Raw genomic sequence first — 16,410 nt, forward strand, 5'->3', positions numbered from 1 at the left:
CCAAAACAACCTCTGACATCCTTCTACTGCAATCTTTCAAATCTTCTTCACTGTATCTCTTTCAACTAACCCTTCCTCCGAAGCGGGATGCAAAAGTAACAAAAATAACCCACCCTGCAAACAATAATACCTTTATAATTGTATCAAACACCTAACTGCATGACCCACAGTGCACAAATCGTAAACACGAATTACTAAGGAAGACCTGATCCTAAAATCACAACTAAGCCCAGTGATAAAGACAATCTATGAACCCATTATCCGCCAATAATAATGAATAACTGAACTAAACCAGTTCCGGGACGGCAATAAGGATAAACCTGTAATACCTATATAGTATAGTCAAATGTTTAAAGCTAACAACAGCCTTTAAAAAGCAACAAATCGACGAAAGACTGTTATTCTACACCTTATATATACTTACAAAGACCCATCCTGGCTTCTGCCTCAAAATGCATAACGTTACTAATTGTAGAATAGACCAGTCGAGCTAAAAAAATACAGCACTAATACTGCCCTGTCGACAGTAAAACCAGTGTACAAGCTTCTACCGGCTCTATATTGTTTTCTTTCAAAAGAGTCTCCAGTTCTTCATTTTCTGTTCCCGGATTAAAAATCACTCTTTTAGGTTTGGTTTGAAGAATATAATCGTAGTACGTATGCTGTATATCTTCTCCTATATATAAGGTAATGGTATCTATATCCTCATGCAAAGTTCCGGGTTGTTCGATTGCTACTCCGGCAACCTCCCCTTTTTTTATGCCAACATTAATAATGGGATGCCCTTTTGCCTTCAACATGTGAGCAGCCTTATAAGCATAACGCATAGGATTTGGGGAAGCCCCGATAATTAATGTATTTTTCATGATGCAAATATTTAACGATAACAGTATTAAAAAAAGCTGGGTTAGCCCGATATTCCCAGGGAATTTACTCCGCAAAAAATCAAAAGAAATCAGCGGCAGGCTAAACTTATTAAAACCAGGTCAAATCATTTGAAATAAGTCTTCAGCCACCAGGAAGCAATACTCCCGACCAGATAAACAACAAAATCAAAGATCTGTTTCTACTAAGATATTTTAAGAATGGCATTTGCACAATTCACCCCGTCAATTGCGGCCGAAACAATACCACCTGCATAACCGGCACCTTCCGCACAAGGGAATAAACCTGCTACTTGCGGATGCTGATAAGTCTCTTTATCTCTTGGAATACGCACTGGCGATGAACTTCTACTTTCTACACCTACAAGGATTGCCTCATTGGTATAATAACCTTTCATTTTCTTACCAAAAAGAAGTAAAGCATTTCTTAAGCTTGAAGCTACAAAATCAGGTAACGTATCTTTTAGCATCACACTTTTCGTTCCTGGCAGATAAGAGTTTTTAGGCAAATCAATTGACACCCTATTTTCTACAAAATCTACCATCCTTTGTCCTGGTGCTACAAGATTACCTCCTCCTAACTGGAAAGCTGTCCGTTCAATCTCTGCCTGAAAATTCATCATCCTTAGTGGATCAGTTCCTTTTACATCATCCAGAGTGATCTGTACGACCGTTCCTGAATTTGCGAAAGGGTTATTTCTTTTAGAAGGAGACCAGCCGTTCACTACAATTTCATTTTCATGCGTAGCACAAGGGGCAATAATACCACCCGGGCACATACAAAACGAAAATACGCCTCTGCTTCCAACCTGTTCTACTAAACTATAATAAGCAGGAGGCAGAAACTCACTACGAATATCGCAGTGATATTGAGCGGCATCGATAATGGCCTGGGGATGTTCAATTCTAACACCCAATGCAAAAGGTTTCGCTTCAACAAGGATATTTTTACTGTTTAACAATTCATAAATATCTCTCGCGGAGTGACCGGTAGCCAGAATAACAGCATCAGCCATCAATTTCTCTTCGCCGTTTATCACCACCCCTTTGATCTTTCCGAAATTGATCAGGATATCCGTTACCTTCTGATCAAAGCGCACCTCACCACCGGCATTCAGGATACGTTCTCTAATCGCGGTTATAATTTGCGGAAGTTTATTTGTCCCAATATGAGGACGGGCATCCACTAAAATATCTTCTGTAGCCCCATGTTCCACAAAAACCTGTAATACCTTATTGATATCACCGCGTTTATTAGATCGGGTATAAAGTTTACCATCAGAATAAGTACCTGCACCACCTTCACCATAGCAATAATTGGATTCAGTATTCACGATACCCTCCTTATTGATGGCGGCCAAGTCCCTCCTACGCTGTTTCACATCCTTACCACGTTCCAAAACAATAGGTTTAAACCCATTTTCGATACATTGTAAAGCGGCAAACAGACCAGCTGGGCCGGCTCCGACAATAATCACCGGTTTTTTATCACTAACATTTGGGTAATTCACTTCAAAAACCTCATTTAAAGGTTCTTCATCAATAAACACCCTCACTTGAAGTCGAAAGATCACTCTTCTTGAACGTGCATCGATAGATCTTTTTAAGATCTTATATCCTTTAATTCGTGTGGTTTTTACTTCTAAGACCTCAGATAAGGCATTTTTTAATATCGCTTCCTGTTCAACATCTTCAGGAGCCAGGGTAATTTCTATTTCTTTCTGCATAAATACGTCAGGTATTTATCCTGAACCGCTACAAATATACAAAATCCTGAGGTGTTGTCAGAAATCATGATCCCGGGAAATAGCTAGTAGCTGAGCTTGAAAAGCGGCTAATGAACTGACAAAAATGCCGCTTAACCCCGAATTACAGGTTGATTCGTCATATTTATAAAAACCTGACCTATTTTTATACGGATTAGAAACAAAGGTACGGAAATTGAGTTCTTATGTGTAAATTAACACTTAGAAAACAAAACGCAAAACCTGAGCATAACAAGCGTTAACGATCAGGGCAATTAAAAACAGAAATTATGAAAAAAACAGTATTAGCAATAGTCGGTATTTTAGTTTTAATGGTATCCCTAAGCTCATGTGGCTATAATGGCCTGGTTAAATTAGATGAGGATGTTAAGGCGAAATGGAACCAGGTAGAAACTCAATACCAAAGACGTTCAGATCTAATTCCTAACCTTGTCAACACCGTTAAAGGTGCTGCTAAATTCGAGCAATCCACTTTAACTCAGGTTACAGAAGCCCGTGCTAAAGCTACTCAGGTAACTGTTGACCCTGATAAATTAACACCAGAGAACATTGAGAAATTCCAGGCTGCACAAGGACAGGTAAGTCAGGCTCTTGGACGCTTATTAATGGTGACAGAAAACTACCCTGAATTAAAAGCTACCGAACAATTCAGAGATGTTTCTGCTGAACTTGCAGGAACAGAAAACAGAATTGCAGTAGCGCGTAAAGATTTCAATGAAGCCGTACAGACTTTCAATACTAAAGTAAGGTCTTTCCCTACTAACCTAACTGCTGGCCTATTTGGTTTCAGTCAAAAAGCAGGCTTTAAAGCAGATGCAGGCGCAGAAAAGGCACCAAAAGTAGAATTCTAAAATACCGTCACAACATTTAAGGGTAATCAGTGTTTTAGTAAAAAAACGGATTACCCTTATCTTTATCCAGTCATCCTATTATGGGAATTTTCACAGAACAAGAACAAGAATTAATAGCCAATGCGATTTCAGAAGCTGAAAAAGCGACTTCCGGCGAAATCAGAATAGCAGTAGATAAACATTGCGAGGGCGATCCATTGGAGAAAGCAAAATCCTACTTTTCAAAACTAGGAATGGAAAAGACCTCCAGACACAATGGTGTCCTGATCTACCTGGCCTATATTGACCATAAATTTGCCATCATTGGCGATAGTGGTATTAATAAAGTAGTACCGGAAGATTTCTGGGAAACAACCAAGGTTGCGATGAAGGCACATTTCTCTGGCGGCAACCTGGTTCAGGGCATTATTGCCGGAATCGTACTCGCGGGCGAAAAACTGGCCACCTTCTTCCCATTTGAGGGGGGCGACATCAATGAATTACCTAATGAAATTATCTTTATGGACCAACATAAATCAGCAAAGCCATGAAGCAACTAATCATAGCTTTCTTATTTACACTAATGTCCGGTTTAGGTTTCGCTCAGGAATTCCCTCCGAAGCCAAACAAACTGGTTAATGACTATACAGGAACACTTACAGCCAGTCAGCTACAACAATTAGAGCAAAAACTCGTAGCCTTTGATGACTCCACATCTACACAAATCGCGATTGCTATCGTAAAATCGGTAGGCGATTATGATATCGGGGAATATGCATTGGAACTAGGCCGTAAATGGGGCGTAGGTGGTAAAAGTAAAAACAATGGTATCATGATCGTTGCGGCACTGGGGGATAGAAAAATCTCCATCCAAACAGGTTATGGTGTAGAAGGTGCACTTCCGGATTTATACGTCCGCAGAATTATAGACAACGATATCAAGCCTTATTTTAAAACTGGCGACTATTATGCCGGACTTCAGGCAGGTACCGATGCCATCATCCGCTATACTAAAGGCGAATACAAGAATGACAAACCTAAAGTTGGCCAAAATCAGGGAGGTGGTGCCGCTGGTATTATCATAATTATCATCATCGTTATTGTGGTCATCGTGATCCTTAAAAAAGGTGGTGGAAGCGGCGGTGGAGGTCAGGTTATCGGCGGTCGCGGCGTTGCAGATGCCCTATTCTGGAGTATGTTACTTAGCGGAGGCAGAGGATCTGGCGGAAGCGGTTTCGGTGGCGGCAGTAGTGGCGGCGGCGGATTTGGCGGTTTCGGTGGAGGTAGTTTTGGTGGGGGTGGTAGTAGTGGTAGCTGGTAAATCTTATGCTTAGAAGAGACTTAATGACTGCCGAGATGCAAAAACTTGCACAGGTACTCGCCCGGATTATGGGCCTAAAGCTGGAAGGTAAATTAGAAGAAGCCGACGATCTTTTCAAAGAATCCTTGTTAAAGGAATTTGAAATAACGGAGGAAGACCTGTTATCCGATTCCAATACTAAATTCAACACCTTACTTCAACAAAAAGAATATCCGGCTGAGAAGCTGGATACGCTGAGTCAATTTCTTTATGCAGACTTATCTCCTTCCCATGAACCGGAGCGGAATAAGTTGATTGCAGAGAAATTACTCTTGATTTATAAAATGCTGGAAGAGCAACATCATATCATCAGCATGGTCAATTTGGATCGGCAAAAAAAGATCCAACGATACCTTTAATCCCTAAAATGGAAATATTAAAATGGCAAAAGCTTTCATCAAACTACCTGGTGAAAGAAAAATGGGCAACCTTACGCGTAGACACTTGTGAGCTCCAGAATGGAACCACTAAAGATGATTATTATGTACTCGAGTACCCCAATTGGGTGAATGCAGTTGCATTAACAGCAGACAACGAAATCATTATGGTTCGTCAATACCGTCATGGTGCGGACATCATTTCACTGGAAATCCCGGGTGGGGTGATTGATGGCGATGAGAAACCAGAAGATGCGGTAAGAAGAGAATTACTGGAAGAAACCGGTTATACGTTTAAAACGATCAGTCATTTGGCAACGCTTTATCCCAATCCGGCAACATCAGACAATGTCACCTTTACCTACCTCCTTACCGGAGGCGTTAAAACACAGGAACAAGATTTAGATGAACATGAAATTCTAACGGTAGAGAAATACAGCATTCCAGCGGTCAAACAATTACTGATGGACAATCAGATTGCTCAATCTTTACATGCTTCAGCGCTATTTTATGGCCTGATGAAGCTGGAAGCGATTAAATAATAATAAAACCTTCCACAAAAAAAGCTCCCAAAAAGTACCGTACTTTTTGGGAGCTTTTTCATTAAACAACCTTTGGTTAGGTCATTTTAAGTTTCTTTTGAATATCATGGACATAACCTTTGAAATTCTTGTCTGTATCAATAAGATCTTCTACCGTCTGACAGGCATAAATCACGGTTGAATGGTCTCTACCACCAAAAAAAGCACCGATAGTTTTCAAAGAAGATTTAGTATGACTTTTAGAAAGGTACATCGAAATCTGCCTTGCCTGCACGATTTCACGTTTTCTGGTAGGAGATTTCACCATATCTACAGGAACCTCAAAATATTCACAAACTAATTTCTGAATATATTCCATAGAGATTTCCTTTGAAGTGTTTTTAATAAAGTTCTTCAACATCTGTTTCGCAAGATTCAGGTCAATATCTTTTTTATTTAAGGTAGAGTGTGCCAACAGAGAAACCATTGCACCTTCCAGCTCACGCACATTATTATCAATATTATGGGCTACATATTCTACTACTTCGTTGGGCAGTTCGATTCCATCAGCATACATCTTTTTCCTCAGGATGGCAATTCTGGTTTCCAAATCAGGAATTTGCAGATCGGCAGACAATCCCCATTTAAAACGGCTTAACAAACGTTCTTCTAGTCCGGCTAAATCTTTCGGGGCTTTATCAGAAGACAGGATCACCTGTTTCCCGGACTGGTGTAAATGGTTGAAAATGTGGAAGAATATATCCTGAGTTTTTTCTTTACCTGCAAAATTATGGACATCATCCATGATAATCACATCCATTGCCTGGTAAAAATTCACAAAATCATTGATGGTGTTATTTTTTAACGAGTCTACGAACTGCTGACAAAATTTCTCACAAGAAACATAGATCACCAGTTTATCCGGAAGGTTTCGTTTAATCTCATTGCCAATTGCCTGCGCCAAATGGGTCTTCCCCAATCCTACGCCGCCATAAATCATTAAAGGATTAAAGGAAGTGCCGCCGGGTTTAGCTGCAACCGCATATCCAGCGGAACGTGCCAAACGGTTACAATCACCCTCGATATAATTGTCGAACGTATAATTAGGATTCAATTGAGGATCTACCGTTAGCTTCTTCAATCCAGGAATAATAAATGGATTTCTGATGTCTTTATTGATAGAGACCGGAATGGGCATAGATTGGAACTTAGCTTCCGCGCCATTGCCGTTACTTGGCATATTGGTGGTATAAGGACTTTTCGAAGACTTGTCTACTACAATATTATATTCCAGTCTTCCCTCCTCACCCAATTGCTTCTTGACCGTCTTTCGGAGCAGTCCAACATAGTGTTCTTCCAGCCATTCATAGAAGAACAAACTCGGTACTTGTATTGTTAAAACATTGCCATCCAATTTGAGAGCGGATATCGGCTCGAACCAGGTTTTGAAACTCTGGCCGGGTATGTTATCCTTTATAATCTGGAGACAGCTTTTCCATACTTCGGTACAAGTTTTTTCCATTTTTATGATACAATTAGTTGGTTAACAGGGACGATACAGGCACATTGACTATGCCCTTTCGCGATACCGAATATTCAAAAAATTATCAACAAAAAAAACTAAAATCTCATATATTCAGTAAGCACCTAAACAGCAGATAATTAGCATAGTTAACCTGAATTTTTTATGTGGATAACTATTTTTTAACATACCGCTTAGTATTCCCCAAAAACACTACGTAAAACATCCGAGACCTCACCGAGTGTGGCATAGGCTTCTACAGCTACCAGAATAAAAGGCATCAGGTTCTCCGTCCCTTTAGCAGCAAGCAATAAATCGTTCAAAGCTTTTTCCACAGCTACCGCATCCCGTTCCGATTTTAGCTTATTTAACTTGTCTGTCTGAATGGTTCTTATCGATTCATCAATGGTAAATACATCATTGATCCCCTCCTTTTCCTGTGTAAATTTATTGACCCCAACAATTACCCTACTGCCATCTTCAATTTCCAGTTGATACTGGTAAGCGGCATTGCCGATTTCATTCTGGATATATCCGTTTTCGATGGCATTCACCGACCCGCCCATCGCATCAATCTTATCGATGTACACCTGTGCGGCAGTTTCAATTTCATCCGTCAGGTTTTCCACGAAGAAAGAACCGGCCAATGGATCAACCGTATCCGTGATTCCAGTTTCAAAGGCGATCACCTGTTGGGTACGCAGGGCGATTTTGGCTGCTGCTTCAGTGGGAAGCGACAAAGCCTCATCATAACCATTTGTGTGTAAGGACTGTGTGCCCCCCAGCACCGCTGCCATTGCCTGACTGGTTACCCTGATCACATTGTTCAAAGGCTGTTGTGCCGTTAGCGTAGAGCCACCCGTTTGGGTATGGAAACGTAACATCTGAGCTTTTTCATCTGTAGCGCCTAAATCTTTCGTGATTTTGGCCCACATCCTCCTTGCTGCGCGAAACTTAGCGATCTCTTCAAAGAAATTATTGTGACAATTGAAGAAAAATGAAAGTCGCTTTGCAAAAATATTGATATCCAGTCCTTTTTCTAAAGCCGCGTTTAAATAAGCCTTACCATTTGCGAGCGTAAAAGCTAGCTCCTGTACTGCTGTAGAACCTGCTTCCCGGATATGATAACCAGAAATAGAAATGGTATTCCATTTTGGCACCTCCTGACTACAAAATTCAAAAATATCGGTAATGATCCTCATGGAGGATTTTGGCGGATAGATATAAGTACCTCTTGCCGCATATTCCTTCAGGATGTCATTCTGTATTGTTCCGGAAATCTGTCTGATATCTGCGCCTTGCTTTTTGGCCAGGGCGATATACATCGCTAACAACACCGAAGCCGTGGCATTGATGGTCATTGAGGTGGTAATCTTCTGAAGTTCAATCCCATCGAATAAAATCTCAATATCTTTCAGAGAATCAATTGCGACACCAACCTTCCCTACTTCTCCTTCTGCCATTTCATGATCGGAATCATATCCAATCTGAGTAGGCAAATCAAAAGCCACCGATAAACCCATTGTCCCCTGTTTCAGCAGGTAATGGTAACGTTTATTCGACTCTTCGGCAGTAGAAAAACCAGCATATTGACGCATGGTCCACAAACGGCCTCTATACATATCCTTTTGAATCCCTCTGGTATAAGGAAATTCTCCGGGTAATTCCGTTACCGGTTTCGCAGTCGTATATAATTCTTTAATTTCTATACCTGAGGTCGTCGTAATCTTCTTCTCTTCCATAATTAAAACAATTGATGAATATCCTTTTTAATCAGATCCAGCGTCAAATCGTAAGGATTATCCGCAATTTCCGCCATATGTTGCAATACTTTTTTACTTAAATCCATGCCGGTAGCTTGTTCAGGTAATCCCTGTGCGCCATGATTTACCATGGCTAAGGTATCATCTTTAAGTTTACGGATCACATTCCATACCCTTTCAGACACATACAATTGCTGCGTCACATTATGTTGATACTCAGATCGGATTTCATTTGATACCAATGCCTGCAATTCCTTTACAGAAATGCCGGGTGTATACAGGCGCAGAAACAAATTAGCGGGGTTGATCCTTTCCACAAACACAATCAGGCGTTCATGCGCCTGGAGACGTAGGGCTAAGATCTGCGTTTTATCCTCTTTTTTGGGGGCAAACCTCAATCTAAAATATTTATCAATATCATTCTTGATCAGGTAATAACCTACCGAAACGGTGACTACGCCGGCAACTGTTATGGGTACTACTTCTATTAATAAAGACTCTATGCTCATTCCTTTGTTTAAATACCGTAATAATTAGCGATTAACCCGACAAAAATGTACATTTTATTTATATTTGTTCTTCCTAATTTTAAATAACATGAGTAATACAGTTGACACCGCATTTGCACCGGTTACCTTTACAGAAACTGCTGTGAAAGAACTTTTTAAGTTAAAAGACCAACAAGAAATCGCTGAAGACTTCGGCTTACGTGTAGGAGTAGAAGGTGGTGGCTGCTCAGGAATGAGTTATGTTTTAGGTTTCGATCAAAAGAAAGAAGGCGATCAGGAATTTATCATTGATGGCATTAAAGTTTTCATGAATAAAGCACACCAAATGTATTTGATGGGTATGCAGGTTGATTGGCAGGACGGATTAAATTCAAGAGGCTTTACCTTCAACAATCCAAATGCAACCAGTTCATGTGGTTGTGGCACTAGCTTTTCAGCATAAATAGATTTTTATACAGGGAGTTTATTTAGGCATCCTTTGTAACATTATAACAGGTCTCGTTGTCTTAACAACGGGACTTTTTATTTTTATCCCTTTAAGAATCTTATTTCTAAAGAATGACCTATACAGAAAACGTCAGAATTGCCCTACAATCTATAAAAAGTAATCGGTTACGTACCATGCTGACTGCCTTGATCATTGCGATCGGCCTATCTGCTTTAGTAGGAATTCTTACCACGCTGGATGCAGTAAAAACCAGTATGACAGAAGCTTTTTCGAGTATGGGTGCCAACTCCTTTACCATCAGAAACCGCGGTGTGGGTATCCGGATCGGCGGCGGCGGCAAAAGACCAAAGCCATTCAAGAGCATTCGTTACGAAGATGCAGTAGCCTTTAAGAATCAGCTCAATACACCGGCAAAAGTGGCCATTAACGTGATGGTAACTTACGGCGCTACCATCAAATATGGGGCGGAAAAAACCAATCCAAACATTAACATTCAGGGAATTGATGAGAACGGCTTGCCTTCCATGGGACTAGAGCTTACTGCAGGTAGAAATTTCAGTAAAACGGAAGTTGAAAACGGGAATAATGTCTGCATCATCGGAAGTGAGGTTAGTGAGAAGTTATTTAAGAAAGAATCTCCAATAGATAAGATCATTAATGTAGGCGGAAACCGGCTAAAAGTTATCGGGTTATTGGCTTCAAAAGGTTCCAGTATGGGATTCAGTGGAGACAGGGCTGTATATGTTCCGCTATTAAAAGCTAAGAAAATCAATTCCAACGGGAATCCTTCTTATAATATTGTGGTGATGGTTCCAAGCAATGACATGCAGGAAGACATCATTGGCGAGTCCACCGCACAATTCAGGAACATCAGAAAAGTTAAAGTTGCAGAGCCTAATAACTTCGAGATCATTAAAAGTGATGCCATAGCACAAACGCTGTTTGAGAACTTAAAATATGTGGTATGGGGTGGAATTGCGATTGGTGCGATTACCCTCATTGGCGCCTCTATTGGCCTGATGAATATTATGTTAGTTTCTGTTACAGAGCGAACAAGGGAAATCGGAATCAGGAAAGCGATAGGTGCAAATCCATCTGTGATTCGTAAACAGTTCTTAATTGAAGCCGTGATTATCTGTCTGATGGGGGGGGCATTTGGAATTTTCCTCGGCATTGCCATCGGGAATATCATATCGCTGGCGATGGGTGGTTCCTTTATCATCCCATGGTTATGGATCTTTGGCGGATTTGTACTTTGTGTACTCGTAGGAATTATGTCGGGTTATTATCCGGCTAAAAAAGCATCCAAGTTAGATCCTGTGGAAGCTTTAAGATATGAGTAATTAAAAACCGGTTATAAACAAGAAGGGCCATCTTTATAAAGATGGCCCTTCTTGTTTATGGTATATCTACTTATCTACCCTGATATTGGGTTTCATAGTAAGCTTTGTAGTTTCCAGAAGTCACATTAGAAAGCCATTCTTCATTTTCAAGATACCATTCTACTGTTTTCTCCAGTCCCTCTTCAAACTGAAGACTAGGCACCCAGTTTAATTTATTTTGCAATTTCGAAGAATCAATCGCATAACGTAAGTCGTGCCCCGCTCTATCGGTTACAAAAGAGATCAATTTAGCAGAGTCACCAGGCGTTCTATTCAGTTTACGGTCCATGATATCACATAGCAAATGGATCAGATCGATGTTTTTCCATTCGTTATGGCCACCGATGTTATACGTTTCACCAGTTGTTGCTTCATGAAAGATCACATCAATTGCACGTGCATGATCTTCTACCCAAAGCCAGTCTCTCACATTCTCCCCTTTTCCGTAAACAGGAACAGGCAAATTGTTTTTGATATTATTGATGGCTAATGGGATCAGTTTCTCTGGAAAATGGTGAGAACCATAGTTATTTGAGCAATTAGAAATTACAACATCCAGTCCATAAGTATCATGGTAAGCGCGCACAAAATGGTCAGAAGACGCTTTTGAAGCAGAGTAAGGACTATGCGGATCATAGGCGGTTGTTTCAGTAAACATTCCGGTTTCACCTAAAGCGCCATATACTTCATCAGTAGATACATGGTAGAAACGTTTCTTGTCATAATCACCTTTCCAATGTGCTCTTGCGGCATTTAAAAGGTTAACCGTACCGATTACATTGGTCATTACAAAAGCAGTTGGATCTGCAATAGAGCGGTCAACATGAGATTCGGCAGCCAAATGGATCACCGCATCAAAATTCTCTTGTTCGAACAAATCGTTCATAGCTACCGCATCCGTGATATCAGCCTTTACAAAACGATAATTCGGCAAATCTTCTACATCAGTTAAGTTGGCCAGGTTTCCGGCATACGTTAACACATCAAGATTCAGGATTTCATAATCCGGATAATTGCTCACAAACCGGCGTACCACATGTGAACCAATAAATCCAGCGCCACCTGTTATTAATATTTTCTTTTTCATTTCAATAGGTTTCATTTTTAAAACTTCGGACATCCCTTAAATCTCTTTAGGTAAGCCCAATTCTTCAGCAACAGGAGCTGTTTTATGTTCATATAATTTCGCCAGAACCTCATTAAATCCTTGTTTCAGGTCGAACTGAGTTTCTTCATGCATTTTCAGATACTTATTATATACTGAAAATACAGATTTAGCAAAGTAGATCATTAACTTTTCATTGAACTTATGCAACGTAGAAAACACACCCTCATTAAAATCAATGGGAATTCCTTTGAAAAGATGAATCCGTAATTCTATTTCGCTGTTCAAATCTTTAGTGACCTTAAAATGGTGGGTTATGCTTCCGTTTAGCTTTCTCATTTTAAGTAAAGCTTCTTTAGCATTCCTCCTTTTATTGAACATCAGCTCCTCGATTTCCTCGTCAATCTTTGCCGTCAGTTGCTCCTGTCTGTCCACCAAATCCTGCTCCCCTTCCATTAATAAAAAATGCAAGTGTTCCGTCAGGATTTTATCCTTCGCGATCAACCGGAGCAACAGCTTATCCTTTTCCTTTTCAGGAAGGGATTTAATTTCCAGCTTGAGGTCTTTATGCTCGCTTAGTAACATCTAAAAAGGGTTGTCTTTTAAGTATTTTTCCCAATTCCATGCAGAAGACATCATTACATTGATATCACGTTCAGCAGTCCAGCCTAAATCTCTTGCAGATTTAGTCACATCACCCCAAACTTTTTCGATATCACCTTCTCTTCTTGCACCAATAGTATAGCTTAATTTTTCGCCGGTTGCTTTTTCAAAAGCTTCAATTACCTGTAGTACGGTTGTACCTGTACCTGTTCCTAAATTGAAAACTTCATAATTAGTATCCGCTTTTTTGCTTTCCAAACGTTGGATTGCTGCAACGTGTGCTTTAGCTAAATCTACAACGTGGATATAATCTCTGATTGCACTACCATCCGGAGTATCATAATCATTTCCATAAACTGTAATCGGGCCACGTTTACCAATAGCCGACTGTGTAATGAAAGGAACCAGATTTTGAGGAACACCAATTGGCAATTCGCCGATTAATGCAGAATCATGTGCACCTACCGGGTTAAAATAACGCAGGGCGATTACATTCATTTCCGGAGTTACAGCACAACTTTCCTGCAAAATCTCTTCTGCGATCTGTTTGGTATTACCATAAGGTGATTCTGCTTTTTTAACTGGAGCAGCTTCGGTAACCGGTAATACATCTGGCTGACCATAAACTGTACAAGAAGAAGAAAATACTAAATTTATCTTGCTGTTAAAGCCATTGATGACATTAATCAGGGAGTAAAAATTGTTTCTATAGTATTTTAAAGGCTGTTGAACAGATTCTCCTACCGCTTTGAAAGCTGCAAAATGAATTACACCAGCGATATCAGTATTTGCTTCAGCGAAGGCTTTAACTTTTACTTCATCACATAGATCTAATTCTACAAATTCAGGAACTCTTCCAGAGATCGCTTCGATTTGTTTAAGGATTTTTGGATTAGAGTTAGAAAAATCATCAACGATCACTACATCATATCCTGCATTGTAAAGTTCAACCACGGTATGTGATCCAATAAAACCGGTACCACCAGTTACTAGTATTTTCGACATTATTATTTATTAACGGTTATAAGTTGTAAAATCTTTGTGTTCATTATTCACCAACGCTTCTGCTGGTAAAGACTTGAAATACTCGTAAGTAATTTTCAAACCTTCGGCCCTGCTCACTTTAGGCTCCCAGCCTAAAAGCTCACGGGCTTTCGTAATATCCGGACGTCTTTGTTTCGGATCATCCACTGGTAAATCGCGCAATACCAGTTTTTGAGTTGTACCGGTTAACTTGATAATTTCTTCACCAAATTGCTTGATGGTAATTTCATCAGGGTTACCAATATTCACTGGCATGGCATAATCGCTCAGTAGCAACCTGTAAATACCTTCTACTAAATCATCCACATAACAGAAAGAACGGGTTTGAGAACCATCACCAAATACGGTAAGGTCTTCACCACGTAAAGCCTGTCCGATGAAAGCAGGTAAAACCCGACCATCATTCAGTCTCATTCTTGGACCATAAGTATTAAAAATCCTTACAATTCTGGTTTCTAAACCATGGAAAGTATGGTAAGCCATCGTCATTGCTTCCTGAAAACGTTTCGCCTCATCGTATACCCCTCTCGGGCCAACAGGGTTTACATTACCCCAATATTCTTCCGGCTGAGGGTTTACATTTGGATCACCATACACTTCCGAAGTGGAAGCGATCAGCATTCTGGCATTTTTACTTTTCGCCAGACCTAATAAATTATGGGTTCCTAATGAACCTACTTTCAGCGTTTGAATTGGTATTTTCAAATAGTCAATCGGACTTGCCGGTGAGGCAAAGTGTAAGATATAATCTAATTCACCTGATACATAAACGAATTTTGAGATATCATGGTGTGCAAACTCGAAATTTTCCAGTTTAAACAAATGTGCAATATTCTCCAGATCTCCGGTGATCAGGTTATCCATTGCAATCACATGATAATCTTCTTTGATAAAACGATCACATAAATGTGAACCCAGGAAACCTGCGGCTCCGGTAATTAATACTCTTTTACGTCCCATTAAACTATTAATTTACGACCAATACTATTATAATAATACCCTAGCTCGATCATTTTCTCCAGGTCGTATAAATTACGTCCGTCAAAAATCACCTTATTGCTCAGGTTTTCTTCCATTCTTTCAAAATCAGGATTTCTAAAAACCGACCATTCTGTAGCGATTAATAAGGCATCTGCATTTTTTAAAGCTTCATACTGATTCGCTACGAAGCTGATTTTATCTCCTAAAAGACGTTTCACATTCTCCATTCCTTCCGGATCGAAGGCAGCAACTGTTGCGCCATGTTTCAGTAACTCATCGATAATATATAAAGCTGGTGCTTCACGGATATCGTCAGTTTCCGGTTTGAAAGCCAATCCCCATAAAGCAAAATGTTTGCCTTTCAGGTCGCCTTTATAATATTTAAGCAGTTTCTCTACCAGAACTGTCTTTTGTTTCTCATTTACATCCATCACCGCTTTCAGGATCTGGAAATCATATTGATGTTCATCGGCAGATTTAGCCAAAGCCTGAACATCTTTCGGGAAGCAGCTTCCACCGTACCCGATACCCGGGAAAAGGAAACGTTTACCGATTCTGGCATCAGAACCAATTCCTTTACGAACGGCATCAACATCTGCCCCTACAATTTCGCAAAGATTTGCCACCTCATTCATGAAGGTGATTTTTGTAGCCAGGAAAGAGTTTGCCGCATATTTTGTCAGCTCAGAAGAACGCTCGTCCATAAACAGGATTGGATTTCCCTGTCTCACATACGGGCCATATAATTCGGCCATCAGTTTCTGTGCTCTTTCACTTTTAGTACCGATCACTACGCGATCAGGTTTCATGAAATCTTCTACCGCTACGCCTTCACGAAGAAACTCAGGGTTAGACACCACATCAATTTCTATATCGGTATTGGCTTCAAAAACAGCACGTACTTTATCTGCTGTTCCAACTGGTACAGTAGATTTGTTGACGATTACTTTATATTCCGTAACTAATTTAGAAATATCCTTTGCTGCACCCAGGATATAAGAAAGATCGGCAGCACCATCACCACCCGGAGGCGTAGGTAACGCCATAAATATAATCTGTGCATCCTGAATACCATGTGCCAGATCAGTTGTAAAAGTTAACCTGCCCTGAGCGATATTTCTATGAAATAATACATCAAGTCCTGGCTCATAGATTGGCACCTCACCATCCTGCATTTTCTTTACCTTTGCAGCATCTATATCCACACAAATTACTGTGTTTCCTGTCTCTGCAAGGCAGGTACCAGTAACTAAACCCACATATCCTGTTCCAATAACAGCTATTTTCATATATTAATTACGTTTTAATTTTAATG

General features: G+C 40.2%; 17 protein-coding genes. 7 read left to right on the plus strand and 10 right to left on the minus strand.

The annotated features are described in order from the left end of the window. Positions 1-506 precede the first annotated feature (506 nt). The gene (locus tag R2Q66_RS03500; RefSeq protein WP_316746615.1) at positions 507-866 is read right to left on the minus strand and encodes a CoA-binding protein; all 360 of its coding nucleotides are present in this window, start codon (positions 864-866) and stop codon (positions 507-509) included. A 203-nt stretch (positions 867-1,069) separates the two neighbouring features. Further along, complete coding sequence (locus R2Q66_RS03505) at positions 1,070-2,611, minus strand: NAD(P)/FAD-dependent oxidoreductase (protein ID WP_316746616.1); 1,542 nt, start codon at positions 2,609-2,611, stop codon at positions 1,070-1,072. A gap of 308 nt (positions 2,612-2,919) precedes the next feature. Here R2Q66_RS03505 and R2Q66_RS03510 point away from each other — a divergent pair, with 308 nt between their 5' ends. The 5 genes from R2Q66_RS03510 (at position 2,920) to R2Q66_RS03530 (ending at position 5,759) form a co-directional block, all read left to right on the plus strand. Continuing rightward, on the plus strand, positions 2,920-3,501 hold the full coding sequence (locus R2Q66_RS03510; RefSeq protein WP_316746617.1) for a LemA family protein: 582 nt from the start codon (positions 2,920-2,922) through the stop codon (positions 3,499-3,501). An 80-nt stretch (positions 3,502-3,581) separates the two neighbouring features. Continuing rightward, positions 3,582-4,031 carry a TPM domain-containing protein gene (locus R2Q66_RS03515; RefSeq protein WP_316746618.1) on the plus strand — a complete coding sequence of 150 codons (450 nt, stop codon included), beginning with the start codon at positions 3,582-3,584 and terminating at the stop codon, positions 4,029-4,031. Continuing rightward, positions 4,028-4,801, plus strand: a complete 774-nt coding sequence (locus R2Q66_RS03520; protein WP_316746619.1) for a TPM domain-containing protein — start codon at positions 4,028-4,030, stop codon at positions 4,799-4,801. The genes R2Q66_RS03515 and R2Q66_RS03520 overlap by 4 nt, the downstream gene beginning before the upstream one ends. A 5-nt stretch (positions 4,802-4,806) precedes the next feature. After that, the gene (locus R2Q66_RS03525; RefSeq protein WP_316746620.1) at positions 4,807-5,199 is read left to right on the plus strand and encodes a hypothetical protein; all 393 of its coding nucleotides are present in this window, start codon (positions 4,807-4,809) and stop codon (positions 5,197-5,199) included. Positions 5,200-5,207: 8 nt separating this feature from the next. Further along, a complete protein-coding gene (locus R2Q66_RS03530; protein ID WP_316746621.1) occupies positions 5,208-5,759 on the plus strand; it encodes an NUDIX hydrolase in 552 nt (183 codons plus the stop codon). Between the two features lie 76 nt (positions 5,760-5,835). On the opposite strand, the gene dnaA is transcribed toward R2Q66_RS03530, so the two are convergent. From dnaA to R2Q66_RS03545, 3 genes are all read right to left on the minus strand, one after another. Next, positions 5,836-7,260: a chromosomal replication initiator protein DnaA gene (gene dnaA / locus R2Q66_RS03535; protein WP_316746622.1), complete on the minus strand. Its 1,425-nt coding sequence runs from the start codon at positions 7,258-7,260 to the stop codon at positions 5,836-5,838. Positions 7,261-7,454: 194 nt separating this feature from the next. Then, entirely contained in the window at positions 7,455-9,002 is a 1,548-nt protein-coding gene (locus R2Q66_RS03540) for a methylmalonyl-CoA mutase (RefSeq protein WP_316746623.1), read from the minus strand. Between the two features lie 2 nt (positions 9,003-9,004). Further along, positions 9,005-9,532 (minus strand): hypothetical protein, encoded by a 528-nt coding sequence (locus R2Q66_RS03545; RefSeq protein WP_316746624.1) that lies wholly within the window; start codon positions 9,530-9,532, stop codon positions 9,005-9,007. Positions 9,533-9,620: 88 nt separating this feature from the next. On the opposite strand from R2Q66_RS03545, the gene R2Q66_RS03550 reads away from it, so the two are divergent. Both R2Q66_RS03550 and R2Q66_RS03555 read left to right on the plus strand, forming a co-directional pair. Continuing rightward, entirely contained in the window at positions 9,621-9,974 is a 354-nt protein-coding gene (locus tag R2Q66_RS03550; protein ID WP_316746626.1) for an iron-sulfur cluster assembly accessory protein, read from the plus strand. A gap of 116 nt (positions 9,975-10,090) precedes the next feature. Further along, positions 10,091-11,323 (plus strand): ABC transporter permease, encoded by a 1,233-nt coding sequence (locus R2Q66_RS03555; protein WP_316746627.1) that lies wholly within the window; start codon positions 10,091-10,093, stop codon positions 11,321-11,323. A gap of 70 nt (positions 11,324-11,393) precedes the next feature. Here R2Q66_RS03555 and rfbB read toward each other — a convergent pair whose 3' ends face one another. Genes rfbB through R2Q66_RS03580 form a run of 5 tightly spaced genes read right to left on the minus strand, consistent with a single transcriptional unit; the run spans position 11,394 to position 16,384 of the window. After that, the gene (gene rfbB, locus R2Q66_RS03560; RefSeq protein WP_316746628.1) at positions 11,394-12,449 is read right to left on the minus strand and encodes a dTDP-glucose 4,6-dehydratase; all 1,056 of its coding nucleotides are present in this window, start codon (positions 12,447-12,449) and stop codon (positions 11,394-11,396) included. 36 nt (positions 12,450-12,485) lie between these two features. Then, complete coding sequence (locus R2Q66_RS03565) at positions 12,486-13,052, minus strand: hypothetical protein (protein ID WP_316746629.1); 567 nt, start codon at positions 13,050-13,052, stop codon at positions 12,486-12,488. Continuing rightward, positions 13,053-14,075, minus strand: a complete 1,023-nt coding sequence (gene galE, locus R2Q66_RS03570) for a UDP-glucose 4-epimerase GalE (protein WP_316746630.1) — start codon at positions 14,073-14,075, stop codon at positions 13,053-13,055. A gap of 9 nt (positions 14,076-14,084) precedes the next feature. Then, positions 14,085-15,074: a UDP-glucuronic acid decarboxylase family protein gene (locus R2Q66_RS03575; protein ID WP_316746631.1), complete on the minus strand. Its 990-nt coding sequence runs from the start codon at positions 15,072-15,074 to the stop codon at positions 14,085-14,087. Next, positions 15,074-16,384 (minus strand): UDP-glucose/GDP-mannose dehydrogenase family protein, encoded by a 1,311-nt coding sequence (locus tag R2Q66_RS03580; RefSeq protein ID WP_316746632.1) that lies wholly within the window; start codon positions 16,382-16,384, stop codon positions 15,074-15,076. Before R2Q66_RS03580 ends, R2Q66_RS03575 begins: the two co-directional genes overlap by 1 nt. Positions 16,385-16,410: the final 26 nt, after the last annotated feature.

The sequence above is a fragment of the Pedobacter gandavensis genome, from assembly GCF_032677645.1.
In the GTDB taxonomy this organism is placed as follows: domain Bacteria; phylum Bacteroidota; class Bacteroidia; order Sphingobacteriales; family Sphingobacteriaceae; genus Pedobacter; species Pedobacter gandavensis_A.

Coding starts and splice junctions, on each gene's coding strand:
- R2Q66_RS03500 (WP_316746615.1), bottom strand. CDS start 866: ATGAAAAATACATTAATTATCGGGGCTTCCCCAAATCCTATGCGTTAT.
- R2Q66_RS03505 (WP_316746616.1), bottom strand. CDS start 2,611: ATGCAGAAAGAAATAGAAATTACCCTGGCTCCTGAAGATGTTGAACAG.
- R2Q66_RS03510 (WP_316746617.1), top strand. CDS start 2,920: ATGAAAAAAACAGTATTAGCAATAGTCGGTATTTTAGTTTTAATGGTA.
- R2Q66_RS03515 (WP_316746618.1), top strand. CDS start 3,582: ATGGGAATTTTCACAGAACAAGAACAAGAATTAATAGCCAATGCGATT.
- R2Q66_RS03520 (WP_316746619.1), top strand. CDS start 4,028: ATGAAGCAACTAATCATAGCTTTCTTATTTACACTAATGTCCGGTTTA.
- R2Q66_RS03525 (WP_316746620.1), top strand. CDS start 4,807: ATGCTTAGAAGAGACTTAATGACTGCCGAGATGCAAAAACTTGCACAG.
- R2Q66_RS03530 (WP_316746621.1), top strand. CDS start 5,208: ATGGAAATATTAAAATGGCAAAAGCTTTCATCAAACTACCTGGTGAAA.
- dnaA (WP_316746622.1), bottom strand. CDS start 7,260: ATGGAAAAAACTTGTACCGAAGTATGGAAAAGCTGTCTCCAGATTATA.
- R2Q66_RS03540 (WP_316746623.1), bottom strand. CDS start 9,002: ATGGAAGAGAAGAAGATTACGACGACCTCAGGTATAGAAATTAAAGAA.
- R2Q66_RS03545 (WP_316746624.1), bottom strand. CDS start 9,532: ATGAGCATAGAGTCTTTATTAATAGAAGTAGTACCCATAACAGTTGCC.
- R2Q66_RS03550 (WP_316746626.1), top strand. CDS start 9,621: ATGAGTAATACAGTTGACACCGCATTTGCACCGGTTACCTTTACAGAA.
- R2Q66_RS03555 (WP_316746627.1), top strand. CDS start 10,091: ATGACCTATACAGAAAACGTCAGAATTGCCCTACAATCTATAAAAAGT.
- rfbB (WP_316746628.1), bottom strand. CDS start 12,449: ATGAAAAAGAAAATATTAATAACAGGTGGCGCTGGATTTATTGGTTCA.
- R2Q66_RS03565 (WP_316746629.1), bottom strand. CDS start 13,052: ATGTTACTAAGCGAGCATAAAGACCTCAAGCTGGAAATTAAATCCCTT.
- galE (WP_316746630.1), bottom strand. CDS start 14,075: ATGTCGAAAATACTAGTAACTGGTGGTACCGGTTTTATTGGATCACAT.
- R2Q66_RS03575 (WP_316746631.1), bottom strand. CDS start 15,074: ATGGGACGTAAAAGAGTATTAATTACCGGAGCCGCAGGTTTCCTGGGT.
- R2Q66_RS03580 (WP_316746632.1), bottom strand. CDS start 16,384: ATGAAAATAGCTGTTATTGGAACAGGATATGTGGGTTTAGTTACTGGT.